Origin of the sequence: Lichenibacterium ramalinae (genome assembly GCF_004137085.1) — a bacterium.
GTDB lineage: Bacteria > Pseudomonadota > Alphaproteobacteria > Rhizobiales > Beijerinckiaceae > Lichenihabitans > Lichenihabitans ramalinae.
Window position 1 is genome coordinate 274,162 of the sequence record NZ_QYBC01000001.1, and the last position, 15,122, is coordinate 289,283.

The following is a 15,122-nucleotide window of genomic DNA, read 5'->3' on the forward strand; positions in this document are numbered from 1 at the left end:
TCTGCCACGCCCAAGAGCATATCATAGGTTAGGACGTCGGCGACCATGGTCGATACGGCCCGCCCGGCAAAAAACGTCGGCCGCCGACGGCGCGCTGCCGCTTCGACGGGACGCGGCGGGAAGGTCCGCGGGTCCGGCGGTCGAAATCGCCGCCACGCGCGGAAAATCGACCCGGACATCGGGGCCCGAAACGCGAAAGGGCCGCCCCGAAGGGCGGCCCCGCATATCCCTTGCGGATGCGTCAGGCGGCTTCGGCCTTGGCGGCCTCGGCGGCGGCGCGCTCCTGCGCCTTCTTCTTCGGCTGGGCCTTGACGGGGTTGTTGCGGGCCGGCCGCTCGCCGACGCCCACCGACGCCAGCAGGCGCAGCACGCGATCGGTCGGCTGGGCGCCCTTGGAGATCCAGTCCTTGGCCTTCTCGGCGTCGAGGACGAGGCGGGCCGTGTCCTCGGCGGGCTTCAGCGGATCGAAGGTGCCGATCTTCTCGACGAAGCGGCCGTCGCGCGGGGCGCGGGCGTCGGCGACAACGATGCGGTAGAACGGACGCTTCTTGGCGCCCCAACGGGCGAGGCGGATCTTCAGGGCCATGGTTCAGTTCCTTTCAGAAGGAGGGGGGAGCAGGTCTTCATCGCTGTTGCGTTGAATGAGGCGGTCGATGTCGCCCATCGGGTCCTCGGAGAGGCCCTGGGAGACGTAGACCTCGACGTCGACCGAGCCGTCGGCGAGCACGTCGATCTCCCAATAGTGACCGGGCTCGTTGACGAGGAGCGACATGGCGTCGTCGCGATAGGCGGCGGGCGCGTAGGTGAGGTCGGCGGCGGACAGGCGCTCGCGGAGGGCGTTGAACACCGCGAACATCTTGGAGGTCGGGCCGTTCTCGGTCACTTCTTCTTGCCCCCGAAGGGGTTGAAGCCGCCGCCGAGGCCCGGCAGGCGCCCGCCGGCGCCGAGGCCCGGCAGGTTCGGCGGCAGCTTGGCGCCGAGCGACGAAGCGAAGCCGGGCGGCATGGCGCCGCCGAGGCCGCCGGCCTTGCCGCCGAGCTGCTTCGCCATGGCCTCGAGTTCGGCCGCGGTCGGCTCGGGCATGCCGCCACCCATGCCGCCGGCCCCGCCGAGGCCGAACATCGACGCCATCTTGCCGAGGCCGCCCTTCTTGCCGCCGCCCAGCATCTTCATCATGTCGGCCATCTGGCGGTGCTGCTTCAGCAGCTTGTTGACGTCCTCGACCTTCATGCCGGAACCGGCCGCGATGCGCTTCTTGCGCGACGCCTTGAGGATGTCGGGGTTGCGGCGTTCCTCGCGCGTCATGGAGGAGATGATGGCGCGCTGGCGCTTGATCACCCGCTCGTCGATGTTGGCGTCGGCCATCTGCTGCTTCAGCTTGCCCACGCCCGGCATCATGCCCATGATCCCGCCGATGCCGCCGAGCTTCTCGACCTGGGCGAGCTGGTTCGACAGGTCCTCGAGGTCGAAGCGCCCCTTGCGCATCTTCTCGGCCATCTTCATGGCCTGTTCGGCGTCGATCGACTCGGCCGCCTTCTCGACCAGCGAGACGATGTCGCCCATGCCGAGGATGCGGTCGGCGATGCGGGACGGGTGGAAGTCCTCCAGCGCGTCCATCTTCTCGCCGGTGCCGAGCAGCTTGATGGGCTTGCCGGTGACGGCACGCATCGACAGCGCGGCGCCGCCGCGGCCGTCGCCGTCGATGCGGGTCAGCACGATGCCGGTGATGCCGACCCGCTCGTCGAAGCTTTTGGCGAGGTTGACGGCGTCCTGGCCGGTGAGGCTGTCGGCGACGAGCAGGATCTCGTGGGGCTTGGCCGCGCCCTTGATCTCCGCCATCTCGGCCATCAACGGCTCGTCGATGTGGGTGCGGCCGGCCGTGTCGAACATGACGACGTCGTAGCCCTGCAGCCGCGCGGCCTGTTCGGCCCGCTGGGCGATCTGCACGGGCGTCTGGCCCGCCACGATCGGCAGCGTGTCGACGCCGACCTGGCGGCCCAGCACGGCGAGCTGCTCCTGCGCGGCGGGGCGCTTCACGTCGAGCGACGCCATCAGCACGCGGCGGCCCTGCCGGTCGACGAGGCGCTTGGCGATCTTGGCCGTGGTGGTGGTCTTGCCGGCGCCCTGGAGCCCGACCATCATGATGGCGACGGGAGCGGGGGCGTCGAGGTCGATGGGCTGGGCGTCCGAGCCCAGCGTCTCCACCATAACGTCCGACACGATCTTGACGACCATCTGGCCGGGCGTGACGGACTTCACGACATTGGCGCCGACGGCCCGCTCCTTCACCTTGTCGGTGAAGCTCCGCACCACGTCGAGCGCGACATCGGCCTCCAGCAGGGCGCGGCGCACCTCGCGCATGGCGGCGGTGACGTCGGCTTCCGTCAGGGCACCGCGGCGGGTCAGCCCGTCGAAGATGCCGGACAGCTTCTCTGTCAGTCCTTCGAACATGGAAACCTCCGGCCCGGTGATCGACCCGCCCGACCGGCGATGTGCCGAGGTCGACGGGCCCTGTTGAAAAGCCAAAGCAGAGCGCGCCCGAGGGCGCTGAAGCGCTGTCGGACGTTCGCCTCCGCGCTCGGGGCACGGTCGGCGTTGGCGGGCCTCGAAAAGCCGTGAGGGCGCTTTAGGCGATCGGCGGGCGGGCTGTCAATGCCCAAGCGAACGGACCGGCTGAACGAGCGGTTGCAAGTCACGCCGGGCTCTGCTAGGCGTCATGGTGTATCCACGTGAACCGGGGGAGAGCTTCATGGCCAAGCACATCGTGTCTCCCCGGTCCTTCGGCGCCATGCGCCCGGGTTTCGCCGCGTCGTAAGGCGCCGCGACCCTTCGATACACCTCCTTCTTTCCGCCTGACGATCCACGTTCGCGCCGCGTCCGCCGTGGCACCGCGGGCGTGCCCGGAATTCCCATGTCTGACCGTTCGTCCCGCCGCGCGGATGCGTTCCGCAGCGTGCTGCCCTTCGTCGTCCGGGGATGGCGTCGCCGCACCGGCCTCGTCGCCGGGTTGGTGTCGGCCATCACGGTGTCGACGCTGGCCGACGTCTTCCTGCCCTTCTACGCCGGCCGCCTCGTCGACGCGCTCGGCGGGGCCGACCGCGCCGTCGCGTTGCGGGCGGCGCTTCCGGCCTTCGCCGCCATGACGGCGCTGAGCCTCGGCGCGGTGGCGCTGCGCCACCTCGCCTGGCGGCTGGTGATCCCGCTCACGCTGCGCACCATGGCGGAGATGGCGCGCGACGGGTTCGCCCGCGTGCAGCGCCTGTCGACGGAATGGCACGCCAACAGCTTCGCGGGCTCGACGGTGCGCAAGATCACCCGCGGCATGTGGGCGCTCGACGAACTCAACGACATGCTGCTCCTGTCCTTCCTGCCCTCGCTCGTCGTGCTGCTCGGCACCATGGCGTTGCTGGGCGCGCGCTGGCCCTCGGTGGGCGCGCTGGTCGGGCTCTGCGCCGCCGTCTACATCGGGGCCGTGCTGGTGCTGACGACGCGCGTCCTCGCGCCGGCCTCGGCCCTGTCCAACGCCCAGGACACCCGCATCAGCGGGGCGATCAGCGACGCCGTCGGCAACAATGCCGTGGTGAAGGCCTTCGGGGCGGAAGCGCGGGAGGAGGCGCGGCTCGACCGCGTTCTCGCCAAGTGGCAGCGGCGCACACGGCGAACCTGGCGCCGCGGCAACCTCAGCGGCACGCTGCAGCTCTCGATCCTGCTGGTGTTCCGCACCGCCATCGTGGGGCTGGGGCTCCGCCTGTGGTGGGACGGGCGCGCCGCGCCGGGCGACATCGCCTACGTGCTGACCACCTATTTCGTGGTGCACGGCTACCTGCGCGACATCGGCCAGCAGATCAACCGGCTGCAGCGGGGCGTCAACGAGATGGTGGAACTGGTGGCGCTCGACGCCGAACCGCTCGGCGTCGCCGACCGCGCCGATGCCCGGCCCCTCGCCGTCGCGGCGGGCGCGCTGCGCTTCGAGGGCGTGACCTTTCACTATCCGGGTCACGCCGCGCCGCTCTATCGGGACCTCGACGTGGCGATCCCGGCCGGGCAGCGGGTGGGGCTCGTGGGGCGCTCCGGCTCCGGCAAGACGACCTTCGTCAAGCTGGTGCAGCGGCTCTACGACCCGACCGGCGGCCGCATCTCGCTCGACGGGCAGGACGTGGCGCATGTCACCCAGGCGTCGCTGCGGGCCCAGGTCGCCATCGTGCCGCAGGAGCCCGTGCTGTTCCACCGCTCGCTGCGCGAGAACATCGGCTACGGGCGCCCCGGCGCCTCGGCCGAGGCGATCGAGCGGGCGGCGCGGCTCGCCAACGCGCACGGGTTCATCGCGCGGCTGCCGCGGGGCTACGACACGCCGGTCGGCGAGCGCGGCGTGAAGCTGTCGGGCGGCGAGCGCCAGCGGGTGGCGCTGGCCCGCGCCTTCCTGGCCGACGCCCCGATCCTGATCCTCGACGAGGCGACGTCGAGCCTCGATTCGGAATCGGAGGCGCTCGTGCAGGAGGCGATGGAGCGGCTGATGCGGGGGCGGACCGCCATCGTCGTCGCGCACCGGCTGTCCACGGTCCGCGCGCTCGACCGCATCCTGGTGTTCGACCGCGGCCGCATCGTCGAGGACGGCACCCACGCCGCCCTCCTGGCGCGGCGCGACGGCGCCTACCGGGCGCTGTTCGAGCGGCAGGCGGTGCCGGCCGAGGGGCCGTGAGAGAGTGCGGCGCCTTTCGGCGCCGCCATTCCGTCACGGCACCGGGCGATCGCGTCGATCTCCGGTTGTCGTGGTCTGCACCCTTCTCTCCGAAGGAGCGACGGGCAGAGGTTTCCCCAGCCTCACGACTCGCGGCGGGGCTGCGCCGGCAGGTCGGCGGGCGTCAGGAAGCCGGCATGCACGACGGGGCCGATGCCGCCGTATTCGGCGAGGAGTTCGCGGTAGTCCTGCGCCACGGGGTTCGGCTTGCGGTCGAGGTCGTAGAGGCCGCAGTTCACCACCCTGTCGTTCTTCTCGCGCAACTCCGTGTCCCAGTCGATCTGGTCGACGAGCGAGTACCAGGTGAAGCCCAGCACCGGGATGCCGTCGCCGCGCAGGCGCAGCACGTTGATCCATTGCTTCCACAGCCAGCCCGGCGCCGCCTGCTTGTCGAAGACGTTGGTCTCGGTGTGCATCAGCGGCTTGCGGTAGCGGCGGTAATATTGGCGCGCCAGCTGGTACCAGCCGAGCACGTCCTCGGCCGGGATCACGCCGCCGTCGGGCTTGAGCAGGCGCTCGTTGCGGCCGTAATAGTCGAGGCCCAGCACCTGGTGGCCGGGCGCGTCGAAACTCATGAACCAGTCGAACTCGCCCTTGGTCAGGCCGCTTTCCAACAGGTAGCGGTAGACTTCGGCGTCGGGCGGGTTGCCGTAGAGCAGGTCGAGCGACACGAAGCGCATGGCGTTGGCGATGCGGTTGTCGCGGCTCGGCACCGCCCTCAGCTCGTGGAAATATTCGGCGCTCTCGCTCTGGATGATGAGCGCGTCCGGCCGGTGGCGCAGGATGGCGCGCCCCGCCAGCAGGCTCGCCGCCACGAGGTGCTTCAGCGCCGTCACGAAGGCGTGGTCGCTCCTCAGCTGCTCGTTCCAGAAGCCGTCCTTGGCGCTGACGCGGGCCGCCACGTAAATCTCGTTGACGGGGGTCCAGTGCTTGACCCACGGGTAGCGCCGGGCGACCGCCTCGGCATATTCGGCGAAATGCGCCGGCAGGTCCGGGTTCTGGAAGTTGCCGAGCCAGTCCGGCACGCCGAAATGCAGGAGGTCGAGGATCGGCACGATGCCGCGCTCCCGCATGCCCTGCATGACGACGTCGGAGAAGCTCCAATCGTAGCGGCCGGGGCCGAGGTGGGTGAGGTGGTAGGGCAGGCCGTAGCGCAGGTAGCGCAGGCCCAGGCCCTTCACGAGGTCGAGGTCCTCGCGCCAGCGCTCGTAATGGCCGCATTCGGCGAGGAGGTCGCGGCGCAACCGGCCGCCGTCGACCTTGGGGTAGGAACATTCGATGCCGGTGGCGAACATGAAGGCACCGTCGCGCTCCGCCCGGTCGCCGGGCCGGCCGCCGCCCTCGAGGTCCTGCAGCTTGTCGAGAAAGCTCTTCACAGCCGTCACGCTCCGCGTTTCGCCAGGAACCGGTCGGCGGTCCGCAGTGCCAGGGCCATGATGGTCAGGGCCGGGTTGGCGCCGAGCGCGCTCGGGAACGTGGAATTGTCCGACACGTAGAGGTTCGGCACGTCGTGCGCCTTCCCGTCCGGGTCGACGACGGAGCGCTCGGGGTCGGTGCCCATCCGCGCCGTGCCGATGATGTGGGCGTTGCGCGGGAAGGACCAGATGTCGCGCGCCCCCGCCGCCTCCCAGATGCGCCGCATCAGCCGGTCGGCATGGTCGGTCATGCGCCGCTCGTTCTCCCCCATGGTGAAGTGCACGCGGGGCTTCGGCAGGCCGCGGGCATCCGGCTCGTCGGACAGTTCGAGGTAGTTGCCGGCGTCGGGCAGGCAGTCCCCCAGGATGTTGATGCCGGCCGTGTTGTTGTAGCCGCGCATGTGGGCGCGGAGCTGCGGCCCCCACAACTTGCGCCCGCGCGCCACCTGCGACGCATAGGTGACCGGCATGACGCCGATCGACTGCAGCAGGTAGCCGCCGGCGAAGTCGGCATCGGCCGGCCGGTGCGTGTCCTCGGAGATCAGCCCGCCCGGGATCCCCTTGAAGGGCCGCACGAAATCGTCGAACTGGCCCCACACCTGGATGCCCGTATGGGCCATGAAGTTGCGGCCCACCTGCCCGCTGCCGTTGGCGAGGCCGCCGAGCAGCAGCAGGCGCGGCGTCTCGATGGCGCCGGCGCAGAGGAACACGGCGCGGCAGCGCTGGCGCTCCTCGCCCGCCGGCGTGCGGTACACCACGGCCGTGATGCGGCCGGCGGCGTCGCGCTCGAACCCGGTCGCGAAACATTCGGGGCGGATCTCGGCGCCGGCCGCGCGGGCCAGCGGCAGCCAGGTGACGTCGGCCGAGCCCTTGGCGCCCGTCGCGCAGCCCGCCTGGCAAAAGCCGCAGGCGTGGCAGGCGGGGCGGAAGACGGTGCCGTCGCTGGAATAGGAGCCCGACAGCGCCGCATTGGCGGCCGGCGAGGTGCGCAGCCCGAGCGCGTCGCAGCCGCGTTGCATCAGCTGCGCGGCGCCGTTCAGCGGCAGCGGCTTCAGCGGGTAAGGGGTGCGGGGCGGGCCCCAGGGATAGGGCGAGGGACCCGAAACCCCCACCGTGGCCTCGACCTCGTCGTAATAGGGCTCCAGCGTCGCGTAGTCGAAGGGCCAGTCCTCGCCGACGCCGAACTCCGTCTTGAGGCGCAGGTCCGCCGGCTGCGCCCGCACCGTATAGGCGGTGTAATGCAGCGTGGAGCCGCCCACGCCCGTGCCGGAATTGTTGCGGCCGAAGGCGACGGGGTCGCGGCCGGCGCTGAGGCGCTCGTCGTTCCAGAAGAGGAACCCCTGGGCCTCCTCGTCACGGGCATAGTCGCGCGCCGGGTCGAGGGCCCGGCCGGCCTCGAGCGCCACGACCGACAGCCCGGCTGAGGCGAGCCGCGCCAGCAGCGGCGCGCCGCCCGCGCCCGTGCCGATCACCACGGCGTCGACCTCGTCGGACGGGGCGAAGGGGGCGCGGCTCACGGCCGGCCCTCCGAGGTGGCGAAGGCGGCGGCGACGGGTTCGGGCTCGCGCGGCTCGCGCTCGTCGAGGCCGATGGCCTGCCAGCCGCGGGCGTCGGCGTAGCCCGCGTAGCCGATCTCCTCCTGGGCGAGCGGATGGGCGTAGAAGCTCTCGGTGGCGGCCGCCAGGAGGTCCTCGAAGAAGGTTCGGGCTGGAAGCCCCCGCCAGGTCTCGCCCGGAGGGTCGCCGGCCGCTACGGCGGCGATCACCCGCTCGCGGTCCGCCGCGGCGAGGTCCGCGAAGGGCGCCCCCGCCATCAGGCGCGCCGTCTCGTCGATGCCGGCGAGGCCGCGCTTCATGGCACTGCCGTCGTCCGGCAGCGCATCGTAGCGCCAGCCGTCCGTCGTGCCGGCGGCGAGGCGGGCGTCGATGGCGCCCGGCACGTCGATGCGGCGTTCGCCCGTCTCGCCGAGCAGGTGGTCGCAGACGGCGCCGAGCAGGGCGAATTCGCCCGCGGCGAGGAACCGTGGTTCGATGACCGGCGGTTTGTCCATGCGTGCCTGCAGCGCCGCCCGGGTCGGAGCGGTGACGAAGGGCGTGGCGATCAGCGCCGCGAAGGTGCCGTCCGGGTAGCGGTGGTCCCGCAGGCCGGCCGTCGCCGTCCCGGTGCCCGGCGCTGTCGTCGCAGTCGTGTCTTTGTCCACTGAGGCCCGGTCCCCGCGCATGTTGCAGTGCATGATGCACCGGCGAGATGGCGCGCGCCCGTCCGCCGTCGAGGGGCCACTTGGCCGCAGTGCCGCATCGGATGCGCCGCCGCCGACGGGCCGCCGCCCCACCCGACGGGGGGCGCCGCCAGACCCGCCCGGGCCCCGCCCCCGCGGGACCGCCGGGAGCCGCGCGGAGCGGGCGGGCTTGAAATGGGGTCGGCCGATGCGGCGCGGCCCTGAACCCGATAACACATGCAAGTATTTTCGCTGCGACCAATGTACGCGATCGGACCCAGACCCGTGTTTGACGTGAAAACGCTCGACAGCCTCGGAGCCGCGGGTGAACAGTTTTGTCGCAAATCGCTCGACGGTGTCAGCCGAAAGGTGGTGCGATGCGGGTTCCGGCCTCCCATCCTCATTGTCTCGTCGTCGAAGACGAGGCCCTCGTCGGCATGGACGTCGAGGACGCGCTGAGCGAAGCGGGGTTCGCGGTGCATTGGGTGGCGTCGCCCGAAGGGGCCTCGGCCGCGCTCGCCGCCACCCAGCCCGACGTCGTCGTGCTCGACGTCGTGCTGCGGGCCCGCATGTGCACCGACCTCGTGCGCGACATCCGGCGCCGCGGCATCCCGATCGTGGTGCACAGCGGCTACGCGGCCAGCGGGGTTCCGGGCGAGTTCGACGGCGTGCCGTGGCTGCGGAAGCCGGCCGACATGCCGGTCCTGCTCGCCGCCGTCGAGGCGGCCCTGCCCCGGCGGGAAGCTCACACCGGCGCCGTCACCGCATGAGCGCCCCTGGCCGGCAGGAGCCGCTCGTATTCGGCCTCGGCCAGGCCGTAGCTTCGCCCCGCCAGCGCCCTCAGCCCGGCCCGGTCCAGGACGGTGATGCGCCCACGCCGCGCCCGCACGAGACCGTGCCCTTCGAGGACCTGCACCGCCACCGTCACGCCGGGACGTCGCACCCCCAGCATGGTCGACAGGAAGCCGTGCGTCACCAGCAGGACGTCGTCGTCCGACCGGTCGTGGCACATCAGCAGCCAGCGCGCGAGCCGGACTTCGATGGTGAAACCCGCGTTGCTGTAGGCCGTGAAGGCGCCCTGCACCACGACGGCCTGCACGTAGCGGAGCAGCAGGGCGTGGAGCCCCGGGCTCCGGGCCACGGCGGATTCGAGGTCGGGCACGGCCACGCGATAGCCCTGTCCCGGCCGTTGGACGGAACACGACAGGGGGCTGCGGTCGGCCCGGAGCAGGACCGGGACGGCGCCGATCAGCCCCTCGCGACCGATCATGCCGACCTCGACCTGGCCCAAGGCCTCGTCGGTGGTGACGGATGCGAAGCCGCTTTCCACGAAGCAGACGTGGCTGGCCGGCTTCTCGGCCGAAAGCAGCACCTCGTGCAGCGACAGGGTCACGGGCTGCAGCGGCAGCAGGTCGAAGTCCTCCGAAGCCATGACGGCCAGGAGGCGGTTGCGGCAGGATCTCTGGTCGACGCTCCCCGTGGCGTCTCTCCATCCGCGACGACGTTCGGCTTGCATAGGACTGTCCCCTGCGGAAGCGACGCTGCCGTGATCTTACAGGACGTCGCAGTAGGATCAAATACAGGACCTTGCATCATCTGACGATAATTTAAGTTTACGTAGACTTTGACCAAATTCATCGATATAGATTTGGGAGTTTTCCAATGCAGGACCGATTCATGGCGGATCAGTTCGGCCGAAAGCTGCAGGTGTATGGGCCGATGCCGGACGCCGATGTTGCCGACCTCGCGGCCCTTGCGGCAGATGCGGTCTGCGTCGGGCCCGATTGCGACATGGTGCGCGAGGGGGACCCCTGCGACTCCGTGCTGGCGGTGCTGCGCGGTTTCGCCTGCCGCTACCGCCTGCTGCCGGGCGGGCAGCGCCAGATCACCGCCTACCTCATCCCCGGCGACCTTTTCGGCCTCCAGGACGGGGCCATGCGGGCCGCCACCAGCACGATCGGCACCCTCACGCCCTGCGCCGTCGCCCAGATCCCGCGCGACGCCTTCCTTGACCTCGCCCGGCGGCGGCCCGCCATCGACCGCGCCCTGCGGCTCGCCACGGTGACGGACGAGGCCATCCTGCAGGAATGGCTGGTCAATGTGGGGCGCCGCACCGCCTACCAGCGCATCGGGCACCTCCTGTGCGAGCTCCTGGTGCGGATGCGGGCGATCGGCGCCGCGCAGGGCCACAGCTACGACCTGCCCCTGACCCAGTACGACATCGGCGACACGACCGCGCTTTCGGTGGTCCACGTCAACCGGACGCTGCAGCAGCTGCGCGGGGAAGGGCTGATCCGCTGGGATCGGCGCCGCGTCGACATCCCCAATCCCGAGCGCCTCGCCGCCGCTTCCATGTTCGACCCCGCCTATCTCGGCCTCGGCGAGGCCCCGGCGGACAGCTTCGGGGACGACCGCCTGATCGCGTGACCGCCCGGCCGCCCGGCCGGCGCGACGCGAGACGGCGCGGCGACGCGCGGCTGTTGACGAAAGGCCGCGCGTCGGCACAGTGCCGCGCAGGGTCCCGGCGCGGCAGGGTCTCGGCGGCGCCGGGCACCGCGCCGCGCCGCGAGCCCTCACGCGCCGGCGGGCCGGCCTCAGTCTCGAGAACACGCCATGGGTCTCACCGTCGCGGTCCAGATGGATCCCATCGACCGCATCAACATCGCAGGCGATTCCACCTTCGCCCTGCTGCTGGCCGCCCAGGCGCGGGGCCACGCGCTGCTCTACTACACGCCCGAAACCCTCTCGCAGCGCGCCGGCAGCGTCTTCGCCCCGATGCGGCCCCTCGCCGTGCGCGACGCGGCGGGCGACCACTTCACGCTCGGCGAGCCGCGGCACACCGACCTCGCCGAGGTCGACGTGGTGCTGCTGCGCCAGGACCCGCCCTTCGACCTCGCCTACATCACCTCGACCCACCTCCTCGAGCGCGTCCACCCGAAGACGCTCGTCGTCAACGACCCGGCGGGCGTGCGCAACGCGCCCGAGAAGCTCTTCGTGCTCGACTTTCCCGAGTTGATGCCGCCGACGCTGATCTCCCGCGACCGGGCCGCCATCGAGGCCTTCCGGGCCGAGCACGGCGACATCGTGATGAAGCCGCTCTACGGCAACGGCGGCGCGGCGGTGTTCAAGGTGTCGCGGCGGGACCCGAACTTCGGCTCGCTGTTCGACCTCTTCACCGCCACCTTCCGCGAGCCCTGGGTGGCGCAGCGCTTCCTGCCGGAGGTCACCAAGGGCGACAAGCGCATCATCCTGGTCGACGGCGTCGCCATGGGCGCCGTCAACCGCGTCCCGGCCGACGACGACATCCGGTCCAACATGGTGCGGGGCGGCGCGGCCGGGGCCACCGACCTCACGGCGCGCGAGCGGGAAATCTGCGACATCATCGGGCCGGAACTGAAGCGCCGCGGCCTGCTCTTCACCGGCATCGACGTGATCGACGGCAACCTCACCGAGATCAACGTCACGTCGCCGACGGGGCTTCGCGCCATCCGGCGCCTCGGCGGCCCGGACCTCGCCGAGGCCGTGTGGGACGCGATCGAGGGCAAGGTGGGCAAAGGCTGACGGCCCCCCCTTCCCGATCCGGGGCGGGTCGGACCGAGGCAAGACGTGAAACTGTTTCGCGGCTCCTCCGGTTGATTCGCTAAGCCGCGTCGTGATCCCTGGCCATGGCCGGCTGACCGAGACGATTTGGAAGACGATCATGTCCGATGCGCTCGAGACTCTGATAAACCAAACCCGGACCATCACGATGGACGAAGCGCAGAAGCGCGAGCAGCGCTTGAGCTTCGTTTACGGCAACACGCACATCGAGAACGAGCGCATCACGCGGGACATCGTTGCAGAGGCCGATGCGAAAGTGTCGCGCGAGGAGACCGTCGACCTCGTGCAGCCGTCTTGAGTGAGTTCGAGGATCGGCGCAGCAAGCCAAACCCGGCTGATCTGATCACCGATCCGTCGATGAAGGCACGGCGAGAGGCCGAGAACGGCATCCGTCAATTCAGATCAGCCCTGGACATCATCCAAGCCCATATCGCGAAACCCGATCGACCTTTGCTCCTCACACCGACCTTGATCAAAGGTCTGCACAAAGTTGCCTTGGACGGCATCAATATTCAAGCCGGTTCGTATAGAAACGAACACGTCACAATTCAGGGAAGTCAGCATATCCCCCCTCGACCTGCAGATATCCCGGATTTTGTCCTTGGGATGTGCGATCATATCGATGAATACTGGCACGGTATCGATGCCACTGAACTTGCCGCTTATGTTCTGTGGCGGATCAACTGGATCCATCCCTTTGCTGACGGGAACGGCCGCACGGCAAGAACGATCTGCTACATGGTCCTGAGCGCGAAGCTTGGGTATGTCCTGCCGGGCTCACCGACGATTCCAGAGCAGATCGCGGCGGACAAGCAGCCCTACTACAAGGTTCTGGAGGAGGCCGACGACTCGTGGAAGCGAGGCTTTCTTGCGTTGTCGGGCATGGAATCGATGCTCGAAGCGATGCTCGAGCGTCAACTCAGGGGCGCAGCCCCTGCCGCAGCCAATTGAGGGCGGCCCCGGTCATCGTCGAAACATGACCGATACCCACCCTCCTCAAAGCTTCCACACTCTGCTGCGATCAGCACGAGCATCGCCATGGGATCACCCGGGAGCTTCCGATCATGACGCCGGTGGACGACCCTCTCGTGCTGATCGTCGAGGACGATGCCGACATCAGCGCCCTGATGGCCCGCTACCTCGGCGACAACGGTTTCTCCACCGAGATCGCCGGGGACGGCGTCGCCATGGACCGCCGCATGGCGCAGCGCCGCCCCGACATCGTCGTGCTCGACATCAACCTGCCGGGCGAGGACGGGCTGTCGCTCTGCCTGCGGCTGCGCAATGCCGGGGGGCCGCCCGTCATCATGGTGACGGCCAAGGGCGAGGACGTGGACCGCATCCTCGGCCTCGAGATGGGGGCGGACGACTACCTGCCGAAGCCCTTCAACCCGCGCGAACTCCTGGCCCGCATCCGCGCCGTGCTGCGCCGACAGGGCGTCGGGCCCGGCCCCGCGCCGGCCGCCGGGCCACCGCGGGTGCTGCGCTTCGCCGGCTGGACCATCGACCGCGGCGCCCGCCGCCTGACCGACCCCGACGGGACCCGCGTGGCCCTGACCAGCGCGGAATTCGACCTCCTGTCGACGTTCTGCGACCACCCGGGCCGGGTGCTGTCGCGCGAGCGCCTGCTCGACCTCACGCAGGGGCCCGGCAGCGTGTCTCAGGATCGCAGCATCGACATCGTGGTGAGCCGCCTGCGCCTCAAGATCGAGCGCAACCCGCGCGAGCCGGACTTCGTCCAGACGGTGCGGTCCAGCGGCTACATCTTCTCGCCCGGCGTCGAGGCGGAGCCGTGAGGGCGCCGGGCCGGCTGCTGCCCGGGCGCATCGCCACCCAGCTCATGCTGCTGGTGACGCTGTCGGCCCTCATCTTTCACCTCTGCATGAGCGGGGTGTTCCTGCTGAACCGCAACGGCTGGTTCCGGCCCATGCATCCCGCCCTCGTCAACCGGCTCGACTACGCGGTCGGCGTCCTCGAAGCGGCCGCGCCGGACGGGCGCGCCGCCGTCGTCGACGCCCTCGCCCGCTCCGATCCCGCCCTCGACATCCGCCCCGACGCGTCCGGGGCGCCGGCGGGTCCCGGGCGGCGGCGCGTCGCCCTGCGCGGCGGCGCGGCCGTCACGCTCGCCGACACGGCGTCCCGGAGGAGCGGGCCCGACCCGTCCGTCCTGGCCTCCGGCACCCTGGTCTTCATCGCCCTGTCGACCACGCTCTTCGTGGTCTGGGCCGTGCGGGGCGTCACCGCCCCGCTCGGCCGCGTGGCGGAAGCCTTCGACGGCGTCGCCCTCGACGCGGCGTCGCTGGCCGGCAAGCCCCGCGTGCTGCCCGAAACGGGCGCCACCGAGATCGCCACCGTGGCGCGCGGCTTCAACCGCATGCAGGCACGCATCGCCCGGATGATGGCGGAGCGCACCGACATGCTGGCCGCCGTCAGCCACGACCTGCGCACCCCCATCACGCGGCTGCGGCTGCGGGCCGAATTCGTCGCCGATCCGCCGCTGCGCGAGCTCATGCTGCGGGACCTCGGCCAGATGGACGCGCTGGTCCATGCCGCGCTGTCCTTCATCCGCGACAGGGCCGTGGAACGGGTGCCGGCGCGGCTCGACCTCGCCAGCCTGCTGCGCACCGTCTGCGACGAGGCGGCCGACCTCGGCCATCGCGCCCGCTACGGCGGGCCCGACCACCTCGTGATCCGGGGACACGAGGACGAGTTGCGCCGCGCCGTGGGCAACCTCGTCGACAATGCCGCGCGGGTCGAGGCCGAGGCCCTGGTCGAGCTCAGCCGCGAGGCCGACGGTACCGTCGCCGTGACGGTCAGCGACGACGGCCCCGGCATTCCGCCCGAGCGGCTCGACGAGGTCATGCAGCCGTTCCGCCGCGGGACCGACGACGGCAACCGGCCGCAGCCGTCCGGCTTCGGGCTCGGGCTGCCGATCGTGCAGGCCATCGTGGCGGCGCATGGCGGCACGCTGACGCTGAGCAACCGCCTGCCGCACGGCCTGTGCTGCCGCATCGCCCTGCCGGCCGCCTGATCAGGCCGGCGCAGGCCGGGGGACCCACTGTTTCCGTTGCGCGAGCCTCGCCAAAGCGGCGGTCTGCCGCTATGGCCAAGCCCGAGCCTGCTTCCGGAACACCCGCCCATGACGCAATCC

The 15,122-nt window shown here is 70.7% G+C and carries 15 protein-coding genes; 8 read left to right on the top strand and 7 right to left on the bottom strand.

Annotated elements, in window-relative coordinates; all coding sequences use genetic code 11:
• Positions 1-241: 241 nt before the first annotated feature.
• The 3 genes from rpsP to ffh are packed head-to-tail and all read right to left on the bottom strand — an operon-like array spanning position 242 to position 2,451.
• Positions 242-586 carry a 30S ribosomal protein S16 gene (rpsP, locus tag D3272_RS01295; RefSeq protein WP_129217263.1) on the bottom strand — a complete coding sequence of 115 codons (345 nt, stop codon included), beginning with the start codon at positions 584-586 and terminating at the stop codon, positions 242-244.
• A 3-nt stretch (positions 587-589) separates the two neighbouring features.
• Entirely contained in the window at positions 590-856 is a 267-nt protein-coding gene (locus tag D3272_RS01300) for a hypothetical protein (RefSeq protein ID WP_129217264.1), read from the bottom strand.
• Between the two features lie 23 nt (positions 857-879).
• Positions 880-2,451, bottom strand: a complete 1,572-nt coding sequence (gene ffh, locus D3272_RS01305) for a signal recognition particle protein (RefSeq protein ID WP_129217265.1) — start codon at positions 2,449-2,451, stop codon at positions 880-882.
• A gap of 460 nt (positions 2,452-2,911) precedes the next feature.
• Here ffh and D3272_RS01310 point away from each other — a divergent pair, with 460 nt between their 5' ends.
• Positions 2,912-4,699, top strand: a complete 1,788-nt coding sequence (locus D3272_RS01310; protein WP_129217266.1) for an ABC transporter ATP-binding protein — start codon at positions 2,912-2,914, stop codon at positions 4,697-4,699.
• 122 nt (positions 4,700-4,821) lie between these two features.
• Here the strand turns inward: D3272_RS01310 and D3272_RS01315 are convergent, their stop codons facing one another.
• From D3272_RS01315 to D3272_RS01325, 3 genes are read right to left on the bottom strand one after another with little or no spacing between them, the layout of a single operon-like run.
• Positions 4,822-6,123: a family 1 glycosylhydrolase gene (locus tag D3272_RS01315; RefSeq protein WP_207210096.1), complete on the bottom strand. Its 1,302-nt coding sequence runs from the start codon at positions 6,121-6,123 to the stop codon at positions 4,822-4,824.
• Positions 6,120-7,670, bottom strand: coding sequence for a GMC family oxidoreductase (locus tag D3272_RS01320; protein WP_129217267.1), 1,551 nt, complete (start codon positions 7,668-7,670; stop codon positions 6,120-6,122). Before D3272_RS01320 ends, D3272_RS01315 begins: the two co-directional genes overlap by 4 nt.
• Positions 7,667-8,353 carry a gluconate 2-dehydrogenase subunit 3 family protein gene (locus D3272_RS01325; RefSeq protein ID WP_207210097.1) on the bottom strand — a complete coding sequence of 229 codons (687 nt, stop codon included), beginning with the start codon at positions 8,351-8,353 and terminating at the stop codon, positions 7,667-7,669. The genes D3272_RS01320 and D3272_RS01325 overlap by 4 nt, the downstream gene beginning before the upstream one ends.
• 395 nt (positions 8,354-8,748) lie before the next feature.
• On the opposite strand from D3272_RS01325, the gene D3272_RS01330 reads away from it, so the two are divergent.
• On the top strand, positions 8,749-9,141 hold the full coding sequence (locus D3272_RS01330) for a response regulator (protein WP_129217268.1): 393 nt from the start codon (positions 8,749-8,751) through the stop codon (positions 9,139-9,141).
• Here the strand turns inward: D3272_RS01330 and D3272_RS01335 are convergent.
• Complete coding sequence (locus D3272_RS01335; RefSeq protein WP_129217269.1) at positions 9,117-9,887, bottom strand: Crp/Fnr family transcriptional regulator; 771 nt, start codon at positions 9,885-9,887, stop codon at positions 9,117-9,119. The genes D3272_RS01330 and D3272_RS01335 overlap by 25 nt on opposite strands.
• 161 nt (positions 9,888-10,048) lie before the next feature.
• Between D3272_RS01335 and D3272_RS01340 the strand changes: the two genes are divergently transcribed.
• From D3272_RS01340 to D3272_RS01365, 6 genes are all read left to right on the top strand, one after another.
• The gene (locus D3272_RS01340) at positions 10,049-10,798 is read left to right on the top strand and encodes a Crp/Fnr family transcriptional regulator (protein WP_165361164.1); all 750 of its coding nucleotides are present in this window, start codon (positions 10,049-10,051) and stop codon (positions 10,796-10,798) included.
• 186 nt (positions 10,799-10,984) lie between these two features.
• A complete protein-coding gene (gshB, locus tag D3272_RS01345; RefSeq protein WP_129217271.1) occupies positions 10,985-11,932 on the top strand; it encodes a glutathione synthase in 948 nt (315 codons plus the stop codon).
• Between the two features lie 139 nt (positions 11,933-12,071).
• Positions 12,072-12,269, top strand: coding sequence for a hypothetical protein (locus tag D3272_RS01350; protein ID WP_129217272.1), 198 nt, complete (start codon positions 12,072-12,074; stop codon positions 12,267-12,269).
• On the top strand, positions 12,266-12,922 hold the full coding sequence (locus D3272_RS01355) for a Fic family protein (RefSeq protein ID WP_245496312.1): 657 nt from the start codon (positions 12,266-12,268) through the stop codon (positions 12,920-12,922). The genes D3272_RS01350 and D3272_RS01355 overlap by 4 nt, the downstream gene beginning before the upstream one ends.
• Before the next feature lie 113 nt (positions 12,923-13,035).
• A complete protein-coding gene (locus D3272_RS01360) occupies positions 13,036-13,767 on the top strand; it encodes a response regulator (RefSeq protein WP_129217273.1) in 732 nt (243 codons plus the stop codon).
• Positions 13,764-15,002 (top strand): ATP-binding protein, encoded by a 1,239-nt coding sequence (locus D3272_RS01365; protein WP_129217274.1) that lies wholly within the window; start codon positions 13,764-13,766, stop codon positions 15,000-15,002. The genes D3272_RS01360 and D3272_RS01365 overlap by 4 nt, the downstream gene beginning before the upstream one ends.
• The last annotated feature ends 120 nt before the right edge of the window (positions 15,003-15,122 follow it).

Excerpts from the sequence above, each read along its gene's own strand:
- rpsP (WP_129217263.1), bottom strand. The coding sequence starts at position 586 with ATGGCCCTGAAGATCCGCCTCGCCCGTTGGGGCGCCAAGAAGCGTCCG.
- D3272_RS01300 (WP_129217264.1), bottom strand. The coding sequence starts at position 856 with ATGTTCGCGGTGTTCAACGCCCTCCGCGAGCGCCTGTCCGCCGCCGAC.
- ffh (WP_129217265.1), bottom strand. The coding sequence starts at position 2,451 with ATGTTCGAAGGACTGACAGAGAAGCTGTCCGGCATCTTCGACGGGCTG.
- D3272_RS01310 (WP_129217266.1), top strand. The coding sequence starts at position 2,912 with ATGTCTGACCGTTCGTCCCGCCGCGCGGATGCGTTCCGCAGCGTGCTG.
- D3272_RS01330 (WP_129217268.1), top strand. The coding sequence starts at position 8,749 with ATGCGGGTTCCGGCCTCCCATCCTCATTGTCTCGTCGTCGAAGACGAG.
- D3272_RS01335 (WP_129217269.1), bottom strand. The coding sequence starts at position 9,887 with ATGCAAGCCGAACGTCGTCGCGGATGGAGAGACGCCACGGGGAGCGTC.
- D3272_RS01340 (WP_165361164.1), top strand. The coding sequence starts at position 10,049 with ATGGCGGATCAGTTCGGCCGAAAGCTGCAGGTGTATGGGCCGATGCCG.
- gshB (WP_129217271.1), top strand. The coding sequence starts at position 10,985 with ATGGGTCTCACCGTCGCGGTCCAGATGGATCCCATCGACCGCATCAAC.
- D3272_RS01350 (WP_129217272.1), top strand. The coding sequence starts at position 12,072 with ATGTCCGATGCGCTCGAGACTCTGATAAACCAAACCCGGACCATCACG.
- D3272_RS01360 (WP_129217273.1), top strand. The coding sequence starts at position 13,036 with ATGACGCCGGTGGACGACCCTCTCGTGCTGATCGTCGAGGACGATGCC.